The organism is Hymenobacter sp. UYAg731, from assembly GCF_054061335.1.
In genome coordinates this window covers 1-17662 of the sequence record NZ_JBSSEC010000013.1, presented here as the reverse complement: position 1 = coordinate 17662, position 17662 = coordinate 1, and the positions used below count along the sequence as shown (strand labels likewise).

The 17662-nt window shown below is 65.2% G+C and carries 18 protein-coding genes; all 18 read right to left on the bottom strand.

Annotated elements, in window-relative coordinates; genetic code table 11:
• Positions 1–195: 195 nt before the first annotated feature.
• A complete protein-coding gene (locus ACVWYF_RS22645; protein WP_457072468.1) occupies positions 196–321 on the bottom strand; it encodes a hypothetical protein in 126 nt (41 codons plus the stop codon).
• Positions 322–480: 159 nt separating this feature from the next.
• Positions 481–1143 (bottom strand): hypothetical protein, encoded by a 663-nt coding sequence (locus ACVWYF_RS22640; RefSeq protein ID WP_457072467.1) that lies wholly within the window; start codon positions 1141–1143, stop codon positions 481–483.
• Positions 1144–1179: 36 nt separating this feature from the next.
• A complete protein-coding gene (locus tag ACVWYF_RS22635; RefSeq protein ID WP_457072466.1) occupies positions 1180–3357 on the bottom strand; it encodes a TonB-dependent receptor in 2178 nt (725 codons plus the stop codon).
• A gap of 296 nt (positions 3358–3653) precedes the next feature.
• Positions 3654–4949: a phenylacetate--CoA ligase family protein gene (locus ACVWYF_RS22630; protein ID WP_457072465.1), complete on the bottom strand. Its 1296-nt coding sequence runs from the start codon at positions 4947–4949 to the stop codon at positions 3654–3656.
• Positions 4950–4963: 14 nt separating this feature from the next.
• Positions 4964–6274 (bottom strand): glycosyltransferase, encoded by a 1311-nt coding sequence (locus ACVWYF_RS22625; protein ID WP_457072464.1) that lies wholly within the window; start codon positions 6272–6274, stop codon positions 4964–4966.
• A 51-nt stretch (positions 6275–6325) separates the two neighbouring features.
• Positions 6326–6715 (bottom strand): hypothetical protein, encoded by a 390-nt coding sequence (locus tag ACVWYF_RS22620; protein ID WP_457072463.1) that lies wholly within the window; start codon positions 6713–6715, stop codon positions 6326–6328.
• 17 nt (positions 6716–6732) lie between these two features.
• Positions 6733–7260 carry a hypothetical protein gene (locus ACVWYF_RS22615; RefSeq protein ID WP_457072462.1) on the bottom strand — a complete coding sequence of 176 codons (528 nt, stop codon included), beginning with the start codon at positions 7258–7260 and terminating at the stop codon, positions 6733–6735.
• 6 nt (positions 7261–7266) lie between these two features.
• A complete protein-coding gene (locus tag ACVWYF_RS22610) occupies positions 7267–8277 on the bottom strand; it encodes a beta-ketoacyl synthase N-terminal-like domain-containing protein (RefSeq protein ID WP_457072461.1) in 1011 nt (336 codons plus the stop codon).
• 11 nt (positions 8278–8288) lie between these two features.
• The gene (locus tag ACVWYF_RS22605) at positions 8289–9479 is read right to left on the bottom strand and encodes a beta-ketoacyl-[acyl-carrier-protein] synthase family protein (RefSeq protein WP_457072460.1); all 1191 of its coding nucleotides are present in this window, start codon (positions 9477–9479) and stop codon (positions 8289–8291) included.
• 19 nt (positions 9480–9498) lie between these two features.
• Positions 9499–10164 carry a 4'-phosphopantetheinyl transferase family protein gene (locus ACVWYF_RS22600; RefSeq protein ID WP_457072459.1) on the bottom strand — a complete coding sequence of 222 codons (666 nt, stop codon included), beginning with the start codon at positions 10162–10164 and terminating at the stop codon, positions 9499–9501.
• 39 nt (positions 10165–10203) lie between these two features.
• Positions 10204–10476 carry a phosphopantetheine-binding protein gene (locus tag ACVWYF_RS22595; protein WP_457072458.1) on the bottom strand — a complete coding sequence of 91 codons (273 nt, stop codon included), beginning with the start codon at positions 10474–10476 and terminating at the stop codon, positions 10204–10206.
• A gap of 16 nt (positions 10477–10492) precedes the next feature.
• The gene (locus tag ACVWYF_RS22590; RefSeq protein WP_457072457.1) at positions 10493–11125 is read right to left on the bottom strand and encodes a hypothetical protein; all 633 of its coding nucleotides are present in this window, start codon (positions 11123–11125) and stop codon (positions 10493–10495) included.
• A gap of 2 nt (positions 11126–11127) precedes the next feature.
• On the bottom strand, positions 11128–12264 hold the full coding sequence (locus tag ACVWYF_RS22585) for a beta-ketoacyl-[acyl-carrier-protein] synthase family protein (protein ID WP_457072456.1): 1137 nt from the start codon (positions 12262–12264) through the stop codon (positions 11128–11130).
• On the bottom strand, positions 12261–12689 hold the full coding sequence (locus tag ACVWYF_RS22580; protein ID WP_457072455.1) for an acyl-CoA thioesterase: 429 nt from the start codon (positions 12687–12689) through the stop codon (positions 12261–12263). Before ACVWYF_RS22580 ends, ACVWYF_RS22585 begins: the two co-directional genes overlap by 4 nt.
• Positions 12690–12708: 19 nt before the next feature.
• Positions 12709–13434 (bottom strand): 3-oxoacyl-ACP reductase FabG, encoded by a 726-nt coding sequence (fabG, locus tag ACVWYF_RS22575; protein WP_457072454.1) that lies wholly within the window; start codon positions 13432–13434, stop codon positions 12709–12711.
• A 39-nt stretch (positions 13435–13473) separates the two neighbouring features.
• Positions 13474–15093 carry an HAL/PAL/TAL family ammonia-lyase gene (locus tag ACVWYF_RS22570; protein WP_457072453.1) on the bottom strand — a complete coding sequence of 540 codons (1620 nt, stop codon included), beginning with the start codon at positions 15091–15093 and terminating at the stop codon, positions 13474–13476.
• Between the two features lie 389 nt (positions 15094–15482).
• Positions 15483–16241, bottom strand: coding sequence for a class I SAM-dependent methyltransferase (locus ACVWYF_RS22565; protein WP_457072452.1), 759 nt, complete (start codon positions 16239–16241; stop codon positions 15483–15485).
• A gap of 46 nt (positions 16242–16287) precedes the next feature.
• Positions 16288–17433 carry a lanthionine synthetase LanC family protein gene (locus tag ACVWYF_RS22560; protein WP_457072451.1) on the bottom strand — a complete coding sequence of 382 codons (1146 nt, stop codon included), beginning with the start codon at positions 17431–17433 and terminating at the stop codon, positions 16288–16290.
• Positions 17434–17662 lie beyond the last annotated feature (229 nt).

Genomic DNA, 17662 nt, shown 5'->3' with positions numbered 1-17662 from the left:
TCGAAGCAGCAGCTCACGGAGGTCAGCTCCATGGCTTCCACCATTTCGAGGCGCTCTTCCAGCTCGAGAACGAACAGGTTGTCGTTCAACTCCTGGGCAGTGGTCAGTTCAGTGTTCATAGGGTATTGGGTGTGGTTGTTTGTTGCCTACTCTGGACGGTTTTCGGCTTCCCCGTAAATGAGGTGACAGCGTTTCCTAGCTGTCGAAGCAGCAGCTCACGGAGGTCAGCTCCATGGCTTCCACCATTTCGAGGCGCTCTTCCAGCTCGAGAACGAACAGGTTGTCGTTCAACTCCTGAGCAGTGGTCAGTTCAGTGTTCATAGGGTGTTGGGTGTGGTTGTTTGTTGCCTACTCTGGACGGTTTTCGGCTTCCCCGTTTTGGCATAGCCTGGCAATGGAGGAAGCGGCGGGGCTTCCCTGGCGGGCAGGCGTGATGGACGAGTGGATGCGACGGCGAGCGGCCGGCGCGGGGGCTACGGGCTACTTCTTGGCCGTGGCCGCGGCCGGCTGGTTGCAGAGGCCCAGGTAGCGGGCCGCATCGGCCTTGCCCCAGCGCGGGTTGATGGGCGAGGCCGGGGCCGCCGCGAACAGCGCGTTGGCTTTCTCGAAGTACTGGCAGGCCAGCTTCTTGTCCCCGCCGAACTGTTCGGGCGTGGAATACTTGCTTTGCCCGATGAGCAGGTAGGGGCGGGGGTTGGCGGGGTCCAGCTGCTGGGCCGTGGCCAGGGCCTCGTTGGCAATGCCGCTGAACTTGGGGCCCCGGGCCATGAAGTCCACGTTGATGCGGGTGTAAGCAATCAGGGCGTTGAGGCAGTAGACTTCGGAGTTTTTGGGGCTCAGCGCGTTAGCCGATTGTGCCAGGGACTCGGCTTTGTCCAGCGTGGCGTCGAGCTTGTTGAAGTCGCGCTCCAGGCGGGCCGTCCGGATGGCGCAGTAGCTGGCGTAGTAGTAGGGCAGCCACTGGGTTTTCTCGGCGGCGGCGATGCGCTCGAAATTGCCGGTGAGCTTCTTGAAGCCGGCACTCCGGGTAACGGTGTCAAGCGTGGCCAGATTCTGCGTGATGGCGGTTTGGAACTGGCTGGACTGCGCGTGGGCGTTCAGGCCACCCGCTACCAGGGCGAGGGAAAAGAGCGTTATTTTCATGATGTGCGGCTGGAATGATGGGAGAAGAGAAACGGGTTATTTGATGATTTCTTGGGTGCGGTCCACCCCGAAGTTCATGAAGAGGCCCAGGAAAACGAAGGGGTTGTTGGTGGGCACAATGGCCGTGCGCTGGGCCGGGTTGACGGTGGAGTAGTTGTAGCCGTAGACCTGCTGATTGCCCAGGATATTGCTGACGGTAAGGGCGATAACCGAAAAAGATTTTTTGATAGTGGGCAGGTAGTAGATGCCCACGCCCAGGTTGTTGTAGTTGATGGTCCGGTCCTGCATGAAGTCGTCCGGGGCCAGGTTGGGGTTGTAATAGGGACGGCCCGTGGCGAAGGAGTAGGAAGCACTGAGGCTGATGCGGACGGCTGGGAAGTACTTCTTCGTGACGAGGGCGAGCGTGTGCTTGGCGGCGAAATTGGGCTGCACCGCGAAGGGAAAGTTCAGGTAGTCGCGCTTGGTGTCGAGGTAGGAGTAGCTGACCCAGTAGTCCACCACGCGCAGGGTCTTTTTGTCCCGCCAGAACACCTCCAGCCCCTGGGCGTAGCCGCTGCCATTGTTGGTCAGGCTGGGGACGGTCTTGACCAGGTGGTCGTAGCTCTTGTAGAAGATTTCGGAGCGGAAGGTGTAGTAGTTGTCGGCCTTGAAGTAGGTCAGGACGTAGTGCGTGGCCTGGGTGAAGCCCAGCTCGGGCTGGGCCAGCTGATAGCGCTTTTCCGGCTTTTGATAGAACTCGCCGTAGGCCAGGGTAAGCAAGCCCTTGTTGTCGAAGGTGTAGGAGAGGGAAGCCCGCGGGGCCAGGTTGGCGCGTTGCAGCAGGTTGCTGTGCTCAAGCCGCAGCCCCACCCGGGCCGAGATGCGCTCGGTGAGGTAGTTCTCCAGCTCCACGAAGCCGGCGCTGTAGGTGTCCTGGAGCTGGCCCAGGTCGGTCCGGGACGAGTGCAGGCCTTCGGTGGAGCGCAGCACTTCGCCGCCAAACTGCACCCGGCCGTTGTTGAGCACCCGCCGCGACACCACGGTTCGGAGTTGCAGCAGGGTGGTGTTGTCGCGGGCCACCGAGTCGTACACCTGGTTCTCTTCCTGCTTCAGTACCAGCCCGAAGCGGTCCACGTTGGTGCTGTAGGAAGTGCCCAGGTACACTTTCCAGCCCTTAAAGCTTTGGGTGTAAGTGAGGTTGGAGTAGAGGTTGTCGTTGCGCAGCGTCAGGTGGTCGCTGAGCCCGGGAAAGTTGAGGTCGGGCTGCTGCAGCCCCAGGTTGCTGCGCCCCACGCTGCCGTAGAACTTGAGCATGCCGTCCTGGGCAAATTTCTTTTTGAAAAAGGCGCTGCCGTCCAGGTATTTCGGCGCGGTGTCAAATTGCAGGGTCGGCTTGAGGGTTTTGAACACCAGGGACAGGTCGGTGTACTTGAGCGAGGCACCCACCATGGAGGTCTTGTTTTTGGACAGCAGCTGGGCTCCGCCCTCCAGGGACAGCGGCGAGATGCCGAAGTCGGCGCTGCTTTTGGCGGGCAAGTCCTCCGATTCGAGAATCAGCGTCGAAGACAGGGCCTGGCCGTAGAGGGCCGAGTAGCCCCCGCTGCTAAAGAAGGCCCCCTTGAAAAGCCCCGGCGGAAAACGGCTGCGGGAGGCCTGGTTGGCAGGGCTGCTGTAGTTGAAGTTGTTCACCAGCAGGCCGTCCATGAAAATCTTGCTCTCGGCCCCGGTGCCGCCGCGCACAAACAAGTCGCTGCTTTCGCCCACCTGCTGGGCACCGGGCTGGGTTTTGAGGGCCGTCACCACGCTGCCATCGGTGGCCGTGGTCAGGATGTCGGTCGAGTGCATGGCCAGGGCCTTGATGCGGTCCTCGTTGGCAAAGGCCCGGGACTGCACCACCACCTCTTGCAGGCCCATCGACTTAACGGTGAAAATGATGTCAACCTTTACCGTGGCGGTGGAGTCCTGGATGTCAATGGTCTGCACCACGTCCTGGTACCCTTCGGCCTTGGCAACGAGCAAGTGCGGGCCAACCTGCGTGGTCTCGAACAAGAAGGAGCCGTCCTTGGCCGAAAGGCCGCCGTCGTAGCTGCCGTCGATGGAGAGCGCCACCTCGGCCAGCGGCGTGGCCTTGTTGTACGACACCATCCCTGCCACCTTGCTTTGGCCCACGGCCACCGACGCGTGCCCCAGCAAGGCAAGGACGGTGGCGGCGGCGAAAAGAGAGTTCGTTTTCATAGCTGTTGGATAGGGTAGTGAGCAGGAGGGCTGCTCGTTCAGGCAAAAAGCGGGGTAAGATTTCAAAAGCGCCGCCGGATGCTGGTTAGCGCCGCGACGGGCGAAAAGAAAGCCTTTGGGGCGAGGGTAAGCGGGGTTGTTTTTGTTTGATGTCCGAAAGATGGGGGGGCGATTTGCCGGGTGATAATTTATTACACCAACGGGGTGATTCGCAGTACTATTCCTCGGTTGCGGCGCTTTTCAGGCGGGTCCCGCAGCAGGCTTCTGAGCGGCGACCCCGCGCATGGCGCGGGCGGCTACGCGGCCCGGCGGTCAATAAACACGCGAGCCTTGCGGGCACTGCCCGCCAGCTGCATCTGGCTGACCTCGGCCACCGTTTTGAACAGCAGCGCGGGGGCCACGCGCAGCTTGGCCTGCAAGTGCTCCCTGAGGTGGCCTTGGGCGCGGACCGAGGGCTCGTGGCAGCCGATGTGGATGAGCAGCTCGTCGGTGCCGATGTCGTTGGTGTAGCTTTCCACCACGTAGTTGTTCACGAAAGCCACCTCGTTCAGCGCGTCGTGGATGAGCTGGGGGTAGAGCGTGGTGCCCTTGTACTTCAGCATTTGCTGCTTGCGGCCCAGGATGGGGCTCAGGCGGGCGGTGGTGCGGCCGCAGGCGCAGGCTTCGCGGTGTACGATGCCAATATCGCCGGTTTTAAAGCGCAGCAGGGGCATGCCCTCCACGCCCAGGGTGGTAATGGTGAGCTCGCCGGCCACGCCGTCGGGCACGGGCTGGTTGTGCTGGTCGAGCACTTCCACAATCAGCAACTCGGGGTGGTGGTGGCCGCCCTGTCCGGCGCTGCACTCCGTGAACGAGGTGCCCATTTCCGTGGCCGCGTAGGTGGAGTACAGCTCCACGTCCCACTTGGCGCGGATGCGCCGCCCCAGGGCATTTAAAGAAAAATCGGGGTGGCGGATGTTCTCGCCGATGCACACGACTTTGCGCACGCTGCTGGCGGCAAAGTCGATGCCGTGTTCCTCGGCGTAATCGAGCAGCTTGACCACGAAACTGGGCACCGCAATCAGGGCCGTGGGCCGCAGGCGCAGGATGGTGTCCCACTGCATCTCCACCACGCCGCCGCCCACCCGGATGATGCCGGCCCCCAGGCGGCGGGCGCCCAGGAAGTAGGCCATGCCGGCCATGAAGCGCTTGTCCATGGTAGTGGTGAGCTGGTAGAGCTCATCGGCCCCGCCGCCGGCGCAGCCCAGCGAGAGGTACTCGTTGTAAGCCAGGCGGTCCAGGTCGCCGTCGGTGAGGCCGAAGGTAACCGGCAGGCCCAGCGTGCCCGAGGTACACACGTAGTCGATGATGCGGGCCGGGGGCACGCACAGAAAATCGGCGGGGCGCTCGTGCAGGTCCTGCTTGGTGGTCACGGGCAGGCGGGCCAGGTCTTCCAGGTGCCGGATGCTGGCGAGGTTCACCCCGGCCCGGGCCCAGGCGGCCTGGTAAAAGGGCGAGTGCGCGGCCAGGTAGCGCAGCAGCTCCTGGAGCCGGGCTTCCTGAAATGCCCGGATGACGGCCGCCGGCTGCTGTTCGATAAGGGGAATAACCATGATTAGAAGGGTAATTAGTTGATGGCCAGTTCTAAATTTTGGGCCCGGGCCAGCGCGAGACGGGAAGCGGCCGAGCGTACCAAGTCGTGGAGGAGGGTGGCGGCCCGGGCCGCGCCGCCTTCGGGGGCCAGTTGGGCCTGCAGCGCCCGCACCCGCTGGCCGTAGCCAGCATCGGCCAGCAGGGCCTGCACCGCGCGGCGGATGGCCTCCTCCCCGGCCCTTTTCAGGGGCACCACTTCGCCCACGCCGGTCCACTGCACCCGCGCCGCAATGCCCGGCTGGTCGAACGAAACGGGGATGGCCACCATGGGCACGCCGTGTATCAGGCAGTCGAGCACCGTGTTCAGGCCGGCGTGCGTGATGGCCAGCGTGGCGCGCTCCAGCAGCGCCTGCTGGGGGGCATACTGCACCACCAGCGGCGCACCGGGCAACTGCCGGAACTCGGCCAGGTCGTTGCCGTGGCCCACGGCCAGTACCAGCTGCACATCGAGCGGGGCGCAGGCGGCGGCAATGGCGTGAAACAGGTGGGTATTGCCGTTGACCAACGTGCCCAGCGAAGCATATACCAGGGGCTGGCCGGTCAGCCGCTCGTAGGGAAAGGGCCCTTCCCCGGCTTCGGGCAGCCGCATCGGGCCAACGTAGTGGAACGTTGTGGGCAAGGCCCGGCGCGGAAAGTCAAAGGCCCGCAGCTGCTGGGAGATGGTGGCCAGGGGCGACTGCGGGAAGTAGTTGTCGGCGCTCGCAAAGGCGGGCAGGCCCCAAGTGGCCCGCACCCGGTTAATCAGGCGCGTGACGGGTTCAAAGCCCTGCTGAATGGCGTCGAACATCACGCGGTTAGTGGCCAGGGCCTCCGGGGCACTGGAGTAAGCATTGCCCACAAAGGAGGGCGGAATACCTGCTTCCCAGTTCGTGATGAGCGTGTCGCAGATGGAAACGAACGGAATGTCCAGGTACTCGGCCAGGGTGCCGCCCAGAATGTCAATCTGGTCAACCAGCAGGTAGTCAACCCCGGTTTTGGCAATGGCTTCGGCGTACTCCTCGTAGAGTTGCTCGGCCATGTAGCAGCCCTCTTCGTTCCAGTGCAGCATGGCGGCCAGGCTATTGAGCCGGCCCGTAACGGCCTGTAGCGTGGGCAACCACCCCAGCGGGTAGCTAACGCGGCCCACCACCTCGATGCGGTGCCCGGCTTTGCGAATCTTTTGCTCGACGTCGGGAATATTGAAAAACGTGACGGCGTGTCCCCGCTCAGTCAGGGCAGTGGCCAGGGCCAGCAGGGGATTCAGGTGCCCGTGCAGGGGCGGGGCGAGTACGCCAAAGTGTGCCATAGGACTGGGGGTTTGAAGCGGAAAAAAGGAGAGAAAATAGCGGGTGAAATCTTAGAGAAAGTCGGTTTGAAAACTGCCCGCGACCCGGCACAGCGCTTGCTCGTGGTGTTGCAGGCTGACTTGAAAATCCAGAAAATAGGGACGGACACCGTAGTCCACGGTCAGGTCCAGCACGGGCATGGCCAGCGGGTTGACCGGATGCACAAACTTGACGTGGCCGCAGTGACGCAGCAGCAACTCCTTGCCCAGGTGCTGCGCCAGCACGTCCTTCACCATGGCCAGCACGCACACGCCGGGCACCACCGGCTGGCCGGGGAAGTGCCCGCTGAACACGGCGTGGTGGGCGTTGAGGTGCAGCTGGGCTTGCAGCCGGCCGGGCGTGGCGGTGCTGGCCGCCACCGAAAAGAAGGAACCGAGCAAAAGAGGAGCGGGATGGTGCATGGGGCAGGAATTAGGCGTTAGGCATAGTCGGATGGCACCGCGACTACCGGGGCGACGACGCCCTGGGCGGGCAGCGCCGTTTCCAGAAACAGGCGCATTTCGCACTGCGCCACGGGGGTCGTGTTGTAGCCGCAGCTGGTTTTCACCACCAGCACGTCCAGGGCCTGTAGCAGCACCTCCACATGGGTAACCAGCGTGCAGCTCACCGGGGCCAGCGCGTGTATCTGCACTGCTTTGAGGGCGGCAATGAACCCGACCCGCGGCGGGGTGCCGGCGGCTTGCGCGCACGCTTCGTAGCCCGATTTCAGGGCCACGGCCTGGGCCATGCTTTCGAGAATGCCCGCCTCACTGAGGTAGCCCTGCTGCACCATCAGGTGGTTGTCCGGTACCAGCAGCCCGGCCCAGGCCTGGCCGGGGCCGCACTGGTACAGGGTATCGATGAGGACAAACGGCACCCGCTGGGGGATGTAGGCCGTCACGTTGGCGGGGCCTACCAGGGGCCGGGCGGCCCAGCCGGGCGCAAGCGTTGGGAACGAGTCGGGCATGGCGGCTTAATCGCGGGTGAGGAGGATGAAGCTGTAGTTGATGTCGCGGTACTGATTGACAATCAGGCACGTTTCGGGCGCGTTCGCGGGTACGGCTCCGGTGGGTGGGGCCAGGCGATGCACGCCCAGTCCCACGGCGAAGGCGGCGGCGGTGTGGTACTCGCCGCAGTAGTTCTTGAAGTACTCCCGGGGCGTGGCCGCCAGCAGGCCGGCGGCCAACGCCCGCAGCTTGTGGTCGGCCGCGGCATCGCCGGAGTGCCCCAGCAACACCAGGCCGAGGTCGGCGGGAAGCAGCTGCTGCTCTTGCAGCAGGGCGGCCACGGCGGCTTCTACCTCCAGGGCGGTGCGCGGGCTGAACAGTGTACGCACCGCCCGCACGGCAGCCAGGGTGCCGGCCTGGCGCTCGGCCGACAGCACCATGAAAGTGGCCCCTTCGCCCGGCTGCACCCCGGGAGTACGGCTGTGCTCCACGGGACCAGGGGCGCGGTTCAGGTGGCCGGCGCGGGCCAGCAGGGCGGCGTAGGTGGGCGTGGTTTCGTCGAGGCCGCCCACCAGCACGTTCGCGACGCCGTCGCCCTCGGCCAAAAGCAGCAGGCCGTCAAGCAGGGCAGTTTCAAAGGAGAAGCCCCGGTGCGTATAGGTCATGTTCGAGCCGTAGCATTGCAGGCTCAGGGCAATCTGTCCGGCCACGGCGTTGTCCAGGGACTGAATGAACGGCGTGGGCGACACCGTGCCTTCTTGCTGCTGCAGCAACGCGGCCTCGAACTTCTCGAAGCCCTCGAAACTGCCCAGGCCCGTGCCCACGGCAATGGCGTCCACGGTGGCCAGGCCGGCATCGGCCAGGCACTGGGTGGCGGCGTAAAGCCCCATTTTTACCAGCCGCGGCATGCGGCGCATCTCCCCGGGGTTGAGCACCCCGGCGTAGGGCGGGTCCACGGCCCGTCGGAATCCGACGGAACCAGTACTGGCATCCGGGGCGGGGCTGATGCTGCGGAGGCCGTTGATGTAGGCGTGCATGCGGCGAAGGGTTAGGGTTGAGAAAAAAGGAGGGCGCAGCAAGAGCCGCCCATGCCGGCCGAAGTGCTCAGCACGTGCCGCAGCCCGGGGGCCTTTTGCAGCACGCGGATGGGCACCAGGCCGTGCTCGGGAATGGGGTGCTCGAAGTGCAGGTTGGGCCACACCAGCCCGTGCGTCAGGGCCAGCACCGACACCACCGCCTCGATGGCCCCGGCCGCGCCCAGCGCGTGGCCCGTGAAGGGCTTGGTGGAGCTGAACGGGGGCACGGCCCCGCCAAACACTTCCTTGATGGCCGCGCCTTCCGTCACGTCGTTGTTGGCCGTGCCGGTGCCGTGGGCGTTGAGGTAGCCGATGGCCGCCGGTGCCAGGTCTGCCCGGCGCAGGGCCTGGCGCATGGCCAACTGCAGGCCGTAGCCGGTGGGCGACGAGGCGGTTTGGTGGTGGGCATCGTTGGTCAGCCCGTAGCCGCTGAGCCGGGCCCGAAGCGGGGCACCCCGCCGGCGGGCCACCGCCTCGCCTTCCAGCACGAGGTAGGCCGCGCCCTCGCCCAGGTTGATGCCCTTGCGGTCCGCGTCGAATGGCTTGCAGGGCCCAGGGTCGAGCAACATCAGGGCGTTGAAGCCATTGAGGGTGAAGCGCGCCAGGGCATCGGCACCGCCCACCACCACGCGGTCGAGCACGCCCTGCCGGATTAGGCGGGCACCCAGCACCACGGCATTCGCCGACGAGGCGCAGGCCGTGTTGACGGTGGTCACCAGCTCGCGGATGCCCAGGTGCCGGGCAATGAACTCGGTGCTGTCGGCGTTGTCGTAGGTGTCGATGAAGGGCGGGGTCAGCTGCTCGCTCAGAAAGGCCTGGTAGTACCGCTCGGCGTGCCCCGTGCCGCCCACCGTCGACGCCGAGATAAAGCCCGTGCGGGCCGTGTCATCGGCGTTCAGGCCCGCGCTCTGCCAGGCTTCGCGGGCCGCGAGGTAGCCCAGGAGCGTGGTGCGGGTCAGCTCGGCGCCGGGCAGGGTGGCGCGGGCGGCCAGGGCCGCATCGGACAGCGGCACTTCGCCGGCCACAAAGCGGCCCTGGAGCCGCGTCTCTACCTGGCGGATTGGCCCCAGGCCGGAGCGGCCCAGCACCAGCCCGTCCAGGGCCGTGGCCACGTCGGGGCCGAGCGCGGAAATCATGCCCAAGCCAGTTACGTACACGTCCATCGCATTCGGGGTAAGAGGGTTATAAGTCTTGGGGTTCGGCAAGTCCGGTTTCAAAGCGCACCCGGCGCAGGGGGGCCACGGGGAGGGGCAGGCTGCTGGCTACATGCAGGCAGTAAGGCGCGCCCACGCGCACCTCCTGCAAGTGCCAGCGGGCAGCCGCCACCTGCGCATGGTCGGGGCCGATGCGGATGTCGCGCAGCGGAATGTTCAGGCCGCGGCCATCGGCCTTGGCCACGGCTTCTTTTTGGGTCCAGAGGCGGCAAAAGGCCCGCTGGGGGTCAGGGGCGGCTTGCAGCGCGGCCCATTCGGCGGGCGCGAAATGCGGCGCGAAAGGCGCGAGGTCGGCCCGCGTCCGGTGGTCAAGGTCGACGCCCACCCGGCCGGCCGGGCTCAGCGCGCACACCGCGTACCGCCCGGCATGCGAAATATTGAAATCCAGGGATTGTCCGGGCAGGTAGGGCCGGTTGTCGGCCGTGTGGCGCACCTGGGCCAGCCCGTAGCCGGCCGGTTGCTGCTCCAGCACGTGCTGGAGCAGCAGGGCTCCGAACAGCGTGCCCGCCTGGCCGGCGGCCCGGCGGCGGCCCAGCACTTTGCGCTGCCAGGCCGGCGGCAGCCGGGTCAGATGGGCGCTGAGGACCTCGGGGGCCAGCGCCGCCGGAAAGGCCGTGTACCACAGCTCAATCATCGGGGCAGGCCCGGCGGGCCGCTGGCGGCCCGCCGGGGCTTAGGCTTCGATGGGGGCGGGCTGGCGCTCGCCAATGAAGGCCGCGAGCGTGTCGAGCGAGAAAAAGGCTTTTTTCATCTCGGCCGGGTCGGTGATTTTGATGCCGTAGTACTTGTCCAGTATCACGGTCAGCTCCAGCGCGTCGATGGAGTCGAGGCCGAGGCCGCCGTCGTTGAACAGGGGCGCTTCGGAAGCAATGTCGGCGGGCTGGATATCCACCAGGTTCAGTTCGGTGATGAGCTGGGTTTTGAGTTGTTCGATGAGCAGTGACATGGGAGTTGGGGGTTAATTAGGTGAGAGAAAAAGCATGAAGTGTGTTGAGGTTGGCAACGTGGTGCGGCAGCGGGGCCACGCCCTGCTCGACCACGTAGAAAAACGATTCGTAGGCGTCCGGCGCCGCTTCGACCCAGCCGCAGAGGCAGGCCTGGCTGGCACCTTCGGCCAGCAGCTGGCCGGCGTAGGCTGCCAGTACCGCGGGCTCAAAGGCATCGGCCACAAACAGCGCGTTTTCGCCCGTGAGCTGGTGGCGGATGCTGATTTCTCCAATCAGGATATTGGGCAGGGTGTACACGAACACGGACGGGCTGGGGAAATAGGAGGCTGCGTCGGCAATGCTGCGCTGGTGGGCCAGGTCGGTGAGCAGGCTCGACGAGCGGTTGGCCAGCACCAGGCCCACGGCGCCGGGGGCCTGGCGGGCCAGCACCCCGGCGGCGGGCAGCACCAGCTCGGCCGTGAGAAAGGCTAGCTTGCAGAGGGCGTCCATCTTGAAAAACTTGGGGTACTGCACCCCGAAGTGGCGGTAAGCCCCCACCAGAAAGGTATTCAGGTCTGCGGCCGGGTCCGGCGCTTCGTAGGCCAGGGCCCCGTTGAGGTGAATGCGGTGCCCGCGAATGGTGCAGTGGGCGGTGATGCAGGTGTCCATGGCTAAGCGGCTTTGGCGAATAAGACGGCCGCGTTGCAGCCCCCAAACCCCGAGGAAGTTTTCAGGAAGCGCCGCAGACGGACGCGGGCGGGCTGCACAATGGGGCGCAGCGGCAGGGTGGTGCCGCAGGTGGCGTAGCCCTTCGAGCAAATGAGCTCGTCGCGCAGCAGCGACTCCACGCCCAGGGCCGACTCCAGCAGGCCCGAGGCCCCCAGCGTGTGCCCGAAGTAGCCCTTGAGGCTGTGCAGCGGCACCTCGTGCAGCGCCGCCCGGTGCAGGGCCTGGGCCTCCATCTCGTCGTTGTAGAGGGTGGCCGTGCCGTGCGCGCCAATGAAGTCCGGCCGCTCGGGACCGGTCTGCTGCAGTACCCGGACCAGCGCCTGGTAGAGGCCTTCGCCGGTGCGGGAGGGTGCCGAAATGTGGTGCGCGTCGTTGCTGCTGGCCCCGGCCACTACTTCCACGGGCCCGGCCAGGGCCAGGTCGGTGGTGAGCACCACGGCGGCGGCGGCTTCGCCGAGGTTGATGCCCTGCCGGGCGGCGTCGAAGGGCCGGCACAGCTGCCGGCTCAGCGCGTTGAAAGAGTGAAAGCCTGCCAGCGTGAACTTCGATACCTGGTCAGCACCCACCACCACGGCGTGTCGGTAGCGGCCGGCCCGGAGCAGGCGCTGGGCCACCAGCAGGCCCTGCAGCCCCGAAATGCAGGCATTGGACACCACCAGCGGGTCATTCACAAAGCCAAAGTGGCGGGCCACCGTGCGGGCCAGCCCGCTCAGGTACAGCCCGGGGGGCACCGGCTGCCCGGCCGCGCTGGCCAGCTGGTCGATGTTGCCCTTGGTGGTGCAGTACACCAGCAGCGTTTCGGGGCCGGTGAGGTTGGCGTCGACTTGCGCCAGAGCGCCGGCCACCGCCACGATGCTCATCTTTTCGAGCTTGGTGTAGGGAACCGTCGTGGCCAGGGGGACAAACGCGTCCTCCAGCCGGTCGGCGTCGAGGGTGGCGACGCAGAAGCTGTCGCCCAGAAAGTCGAACCACTGCGGGCGCAGGGCCGACGCGCCGGTCTGCACGGCGCGGAAGGTATCGGCGGTGCTGAAGCCCAAAGGCGTCACGCAGTGGCTGGCGGCGTAAAAGACGGGTTTCATAAGGCGGGTTCGGGAGTGAGCTGCCACTGCTGCAACCAAGCCGTGAAGCAGGGCGGCGGCAGCAGCAGCAGCTGTTGGTGGGCGTCGATAAAGACCTGGGTAGTGCGGCCGGTGCATACGATTTCGCGGCTGTCGGCGCGGCGGATGCGGTAGTCAAAACAGAGCTTAGGGGCCGCCGTGGGCCGGTAGCGGGTTTCCACCACCAGGGCGTCGCCGTAGCGTAGCGACTGCTTGTAGCTCACTTGCAGGTCCACGATGGGGATGCCGTAGCCGGCCGCGGCCAGCTGCCGGTAGCCCAGCCCAAACTTGCGGCCGAAGTCCTCGCGGCCTTCCTCCAGGTACTGGAGGTAGTGGCCGTGCCACACAATGTGCATGGAGTCGACCTCGCAAAAGCGCACCTCCAGCTTTTTTTCGCTCTGTAGCATGGGCTTATTAGTCAGTTGGTTAGTACAGGCCGCCGTTGATGGAAATGACTTGTCCGGTGATGTAGGCCGCCTGCGGGGTGGCCAGAAAGCCCACCAGCGCGGCCACTTCCTCGGGTTCGCCGAAGCGGTTCAGTGGAATCAGTGCCTTGTGGTCGTCTTCGCACAGGTCCTGAATCATATCGGTGCGGATGAAACCGGGGGCCACGGCGTTCACCGTGATGTTTTTGCGGCCCACTTCCTGGGCCAGGGCTTTGGTGGCCCCAATCACCGCAGCCTTAGCGGCCGAGTAATTGGTTTGGCCGGGCAGGCCTTTCAGGCCGGAGAGCGAGACGATGTTGATGACGCGGCCGGCCTTCTGCCGAATCATGCCGCGAATAATGAGGCGGGTGACGTTGAAAAAGCCCCCGGCCCCGGTGTCCATCACGTCCTGCCACTCCGCGTTGCTCATGAGCATGAGCAGGCCATCGCGGCGCACGCCGGCGTTGTTCACCAGCACCTCCACCCGTTTGGTGGGGTGAGCGGCCAGCCAGCCGGCCAGCACTTCTTCCACCTCGGCCGCCTTGGCCACGTCGAAGCGCAGCAGCTCGGCTTCCACGCCCTTGCTGCGCACCAGGGCCTGCACTTCCTCGGCCCGGGCCTGGTTGGCCACGTAGTTGAGCAGCACGTTGTAGCCCAGGTCGGCCAGCTTCAGGCAAATGGCCTTGCCAATGCCCCGGGAGCCCCCGGTTACCAATGCGTATTTCATGTCCGGTTGATGCTAAGGGTGAGCGGTGTGGGGCGCGGCCTAAGCTTCCTGGGGCACCAGCTCGCGTTCGCGGCGCGCCACGGGCTGCGTCCAGACGGCCGGCTCGACGGGCGCGGCATCGGCCAGGTGCAGGTGCTCGGCCTGGAGATAGTCCTTGATTTTGCTAATCTTCTCGTACATGACGGTGTCTTCGGTGAACACCGGCACCAGGGCGCGCAGCTGCTGGTACACCCGGCGCGACACCGACGAAAGCCGGTCCTCGAAGCCGAGGTAGTCCACGGCTTGCAGCACGGTCAGCATTTGCACGGCCAGCACTTGGTAGGTGTTGTCGATGACCTTGCTGGTGATTTGGGCCGCGTTGGTGCCCATGCTCACGATGTCCTGGTTGTCGTTGTTGTTGGGGATGCTGTGTACGTACATCGGGAACGCCAGCGTCTGGTTCTCGGCCACGGTGGAGGTGGCCACGAACTGGGCCCCCTGCATGCCCAGGTTGAAGCCCAGACGGCCCAGGTTCACGAACGGCGGCAGCTTCTGGTTGAGTTTGTCGTTGAGCAGGAAGTTGAGCTGCCGCTCGCTCAGCATCGAGAGCTTGGTGATGGCGGCTTTCAGCTTGTCCATTTCCAGCGACACGTAGTCGCCGTGAAAATTGCCGCCGTGGTACACGCTGCCTTTGTCCTTGTCGATGACGGGGTTGTCGCTCACGGAGTTCACCTCGTTCATCACCACCGTGGTGGCGTTGGCGATGGTGTCGTGGATAGGTCCCAGAATCTGGGGCACGCAGCGGATGGAGTAGTACTCCTGCACCTTGTCTTCGAGCACCGTTTCGGTCACTTTCTTGGCGTACAGGTGCTCGCCCCGCTGGCGCACCAGGCGGCTGTCGGCGAGCACGGCGCGCATCTGGGCGGCCACGGCGCGCTGCCCGGCGTGCTGCTTGGCGTCGTTGAGTTCGGCGGAGTAGTGGTCGTCGTACGACTCCACAATCTCCGAAATCATTGCCGAAGCCACCAGGCTCCAATTCAGCAGGTTGCGGCTGTTGATGAGATTCACCACGCCCACGCCGGTCATGGCCGACGTGCCGTTCATCAGGGCCAAGCCTTCGCGCAGCCGCACTTCCAGCGGCACCAGGCCGTGGGCGGCCAGCACGTCGGCCGTGGGCCGCTGCTCGCCGTCGGCCCACACGCGGCCCTCCCCGATGAGGCTCAGGGCCAGGTGGGCCAGCTGCACCAGGTCGCCGCTGGCGCCCACGCTGCCGTGCTCAAACACCACGGGACAGATGTCGCGGTTGATGAACTCCTTCAGCAGCGCCACCACGTCGGGATGCACGCCCGACTTGCCTTGCAGAAAGGTGTTCATCCGCGCTATCATCAGGGCCCGCACAAACAGTGGGTTCACGGCCTGGCCCTGGCCGGAACAGTGGCTGCGGATGAGATTGTACTGCAGCTGCACTTGCTCGCCTTCGGCAATGCGGTACTGCGCCATGGGCCCAAACCCGGTGTTGATGCCATAAATCAGCTTGTCCTTCGCGAATTCGGTGAGGAAAGCGAAACATTCGGTCACGCGCTTCAGCGCCTGCTCGCCCACTTCCACCGAATGGCCTTTGAAGAGAATCTGGTAGAAATCATCCAGGGTGATGTGGTGGTCGCCTACGGTCGTAATCATAAAAGTGGGGTTATGCAACCGGGCCCTTAAGGCGACGGCTGGGGGTTGACAAATGAGTTTTTGTTGGTTGATGTGCTAAAGCTCCACCCCTCGTCCCGGCTATTAAAAACTATTACACCAACAGGGAAAATGGCTGTATCAACAGCCGTTTTGGAGCGCATAAGGGGCCAGCAGCCGGCGCGTTGCGCCCGCAGGTGGCCGGCACTGGCCCGGGCAGCACTTCGGGCGGCTCAAACCCAGGCTTCGGGGGGCGGGCACACTTCCTGGCGGCCGTTGCGACGCCGCGTACCCCCAAACGACCAGCGGGCTGCAACGCTGAAGCAGCGTTGCAGCCCGCTGGCTGCTTTAATCCGTGCAATCGGGCCGAACCGGCGGCCCGGAAAGGGGGCCTACAAGGAATTACTCAACGGCGCTTCGGCAATGCGCAACATTTCGGCCGCTGAGTTATTTTTGATGAGGTTGCTGCCTTCGTTGTTCCAGCCCTTATACACAAACACCAGGTTATGGTAGAAGTGCATCGACACGATGTGCTGGTCGAAATAGCTGGGCTGATAGCCTTTGCGCACAAATTCCTCGTGGTTCAAGCCGTCGGTAAGCGCCTTAAAGAAGCCCATCATGGTGGCCGGGCTCTGGAGGTCGCGGCTGTCGCCGCCGAAGCCCATGTAGGGCCAGTAGGAGGTTTGCGTGTCTTCCACGGCGTAAATCCCGTCGGGGGCCAGCAGCGGAAACAGCACCTGAAAAGAAGTGATGACGTGGCTGTTCACATGGCTGCCGTCGTCGATGATGAGGTCGAACGGGCCGTGCTCGGTCGAGAGCCACTGCAAAAAAGCCGCATCGTCCTGGCTGCCCCGAAATATCTTAATGCGCTCTTCCGACAGCCCGGTCTTGTCGTGAATGTCGATGCTGAAGATGGTGCTGTTGGGGAAGTAGTCGCGCCACATGCGCAGGGAATGGCCCCCGCTGGTGGTGTCCTGGTAGCCCCCCACCCCAATTTCGAGTACTTTGAGCGCCTGCTTGCGCCGGCCCTTGAAGTGGGCATGGTAGTGAGGCGTGTACCAGTGGTCGTTCCACTTGTCGGTCTGGTGCGCCGCGGCCAGGCGGTCCAAAAGGTTGCCCTGGGTGCGGGCCGGAGGGGTTTGCGGTTGCATAGCGGTTGGAAGCAAAAGGCCGCGCAAGGCGGGGCGGTGAACAAGGTTAGCAGGCGGTGCCGCAGCCGCAGCCTTGGGGCTCAAGGGCAGCGGTGGCCGTGGCGTAGGTATCGGGCAGGGCCGGCTCGTGGCCCAGGCCCAGCAGTACCATCCCCACGGCCAGGGCCTCGCGCAACGGCCCGGGGGCATAGCTGCCAGTGGCCAACTCGTGCGTTAGGTACTCTTCGGTTTGGGCCAGCCAAAACCGGTGCCCGCGCTGGTACGCCGGGTTGCCGGTGAGCCGGTAGAGCCGGTGGTACAGGCACGCAACGCCAGCGGTGCCTTGGCCAAACCGGGAATCGACCAGGCCGGTAGTGCGCTCTTCCTTTCGGAGGAGCGTGTTGAGACCCACCAGGTCTGCGATGGTGCCCAGCTCGGCGTCGTCAAGCACGACCCGGGCCTGGTACAACACCAGCGAAGCGCCCAGGTCGCCATGCGCCCAGCTGAGCTGGTTTGTGACCCGGCGCTCCCCGGACGGTTCAATCGCAACGGGAAAAACCGAGTAGCGCCCGGCCAGAAAGTTTACTTCGCCCTTCGTCGACAGGAGCAACGCGATGCCCTGGCGCACCACGTCGCGGAGCAGGGCCACGCTAATGCCGGCGTTGTGTACGTCCATCAGCACCAGCAGTTCGCCCATCAACCCACTGCCCATGCTCAGGTCCGTGGCCTTGTGGCCGGGTGCCTGCGTCAGGGGTTTTCGCGAGCTTTGATACGCTGCCCCAATGAGTTCCTGCAAGTGCGTGGCCGCCGCCGCGTCGGGCAGGCGCGCCAGAAAGTAGCGCACGCTCCTTAGTACGGCCGCCGCGTTGCTGGTAGCCCCGTGCCCCTGTTTCTGCGCTTCAGCCGCCAGGATTTGGTCGACCCGGGCCACTGCGGTGGCGGCCTGCGGCGGCAAGTCCGGGCGCAGCTTGTGGTAGGCCCAGGCCAACGCCACAACGTTGGTGTGGCAAGCTTCGAAAGTAATGGTTGCCGCTTGCCGCTCGATGTCGGCCAGTTGGGCGCTGAGCAGCGCCAGGGCCTTCTGGTAAGGGGCCGCCTCACCGCTCGATTGATGCAACAGGTAGTAATACGCCGCGAATCCGCCCGACTCGTAAGGGGAAAAAGAATCCTTAGAAGTTTCAATAAAAGAGTGAATTGCGTGCCAGCTATTCATTAAGGCGGGTGGTTACTGCGGTTTCGGTATTGGGAATCGGCGGTTGCCGGGGGCCGCGGCCCGCCCCGGACCGGAGTGGGGCGGGGGGGCCCCCCCCCCCCCCCGCCCCCCCCCCCCCCGCCCCCCCCCCCCCGCCCCGCCCCCCCCCCCCCCCCCCGCCCCCCCCGCGCCGGCGCCCGGGCGCGCCGCAGCGCCGCTGGCCAGGGCGTTGCGTTCGGCCAGGTTTTCG

Excerpts from the sequence above, each read along its gene's own strand:
- ACVWYF_RS22645 (WP_457072468.1), bottom strand. The coding sequence starts at position 321 with ATGAACACTGAACTGACCACTGCTCAGGAGTTGAACGACAACCTGTTC.
- ACVWYF_RS22640 (WP_457072467.1), bottom strand. The coding sequence starts at position 1,143 with ATGAAAATAACGCTCTTTTCCCTCGCCCTGGTAGCGGGTGGCCTGAAC.
- ACVWYF_RS22635 (WP_457072466.1), bottom strand. The coding sequence starts at position 3,357 with ATGAAAACGAACTCTCTTTTCGCCGCCGCCACCGTCCTTGCCTTGCTG.
- ACVWYF_RS22630 (WP_457072465.1), bottom strand. The coding sequence starts at position 4,949 with ATGGTTATTCCCCTTATCGAACAGCAGCCGGCGGCCGTCATCCGGGCA.
- ACVWYF_RS22625 (WP_457072464.1), bottom strand. The coding sequence starts at position 6,274 with ATGGCACACTTTGGCGTACTCGCCCCGCCCCTGCACGGGCACCTGAAT.
- ACVWYF_RS22620 (WP_457072463.1), bottom strand. The coding sequence starts at position 6,715 with ATGCACCATCCCGCTCCTCTTTTGCTCGGTTCCTTCTTTTCGGTGGCG.
- ACVWYF_RS22615 (WP_457072462.1), bottom strand. The coding sequence starts at position 7,260 with ATGCCCGACTCGTTCCCAACGCTTGCGCCCGGCTGGGCCGCCCGGCCC.
- ACVWYF_RS22610 (WP_457072461.1), bottom strand. The coding sequence starts at position 8,277 with ATGCACGCCTACATCAACGGCCTCCGCAGCATCAGCCCCGCCCCGGAT.
- ACVWYF_RS22605 (WP_457072460.1), bottom strand. The coding sequence starts at position 9,479 with ATGGACGTGTACGTAACTGGCTTGGGCATGATTTCCGCGCTCGGCCCC.
- ACVWYF_RS22600 (WP_457072459.1), bottom strand. The coding sequence starts at position 10,164 with ATGATTGAGCTGTGGTACACGGCCTTTCCGGCGGCGCTGGCCCCCGAG.
- ACVWYF_RS22595 (WP_457072458.1), bottom strand. The coding sequence starts at position 10,476 with ATGTCACTGCTCATCGAACAACTCAAAACCCAGCTCATCACCGAACTG.
- ACVWYF_RS22590 (WP_457072457.1), bottom strand. The coding sequence starts at position 11,125 with ATGGACACCTGCATCACCGCCCACTGCACCATTCGCGGGCACCGCATT.
- ACVWYF_RS22585 (WP_457072456.1), bottom strand. The coding sequence starts at position 12,264 with ATGAAACCCGTCTTTTACGCCGCCAGCCACTGCGTGACGCCTTTGGGC.
- ACVWYF_RS22580 (WP_457072455.1), bottom strand. The coding sequence starts at position 12,689 with ATGCTACAGAGCGAAAAAAAGCTGGAGGTGCGCTTTTGCGAGGTCGAC.
- fabG (WP_457072454.1), bottom strand. The coding sequence starts at position 13,434 with ATGAAATACGCATTGGTAACCGGGGGCTCCCGGGGCATTGGCAAGGCC.
- ACVWYF_RS22570 (WP_457072453.1), bottom strand. The coding sequence starts at position 15,093 with ATGATTACGACCGTAGGCGACCACCACATCACCCTGGATGATTTCTAC.
- ACVWYF_RS22565 (WP_457072452.1), bottom strand. The coding sequence starts at position 16,241 with ATGCAACCGCAAACCCCTCCGGCCCGCACCCAGGGCAACCTTTTGGAC.
- ACVWYF_RS22560 (WP_457072451.1), bottom strand. The coding sequence starts at position 17,433 with ATGAATAGCTGGCACGCAATTCACTCTTTTATTGAAACTTCTAAGGAT.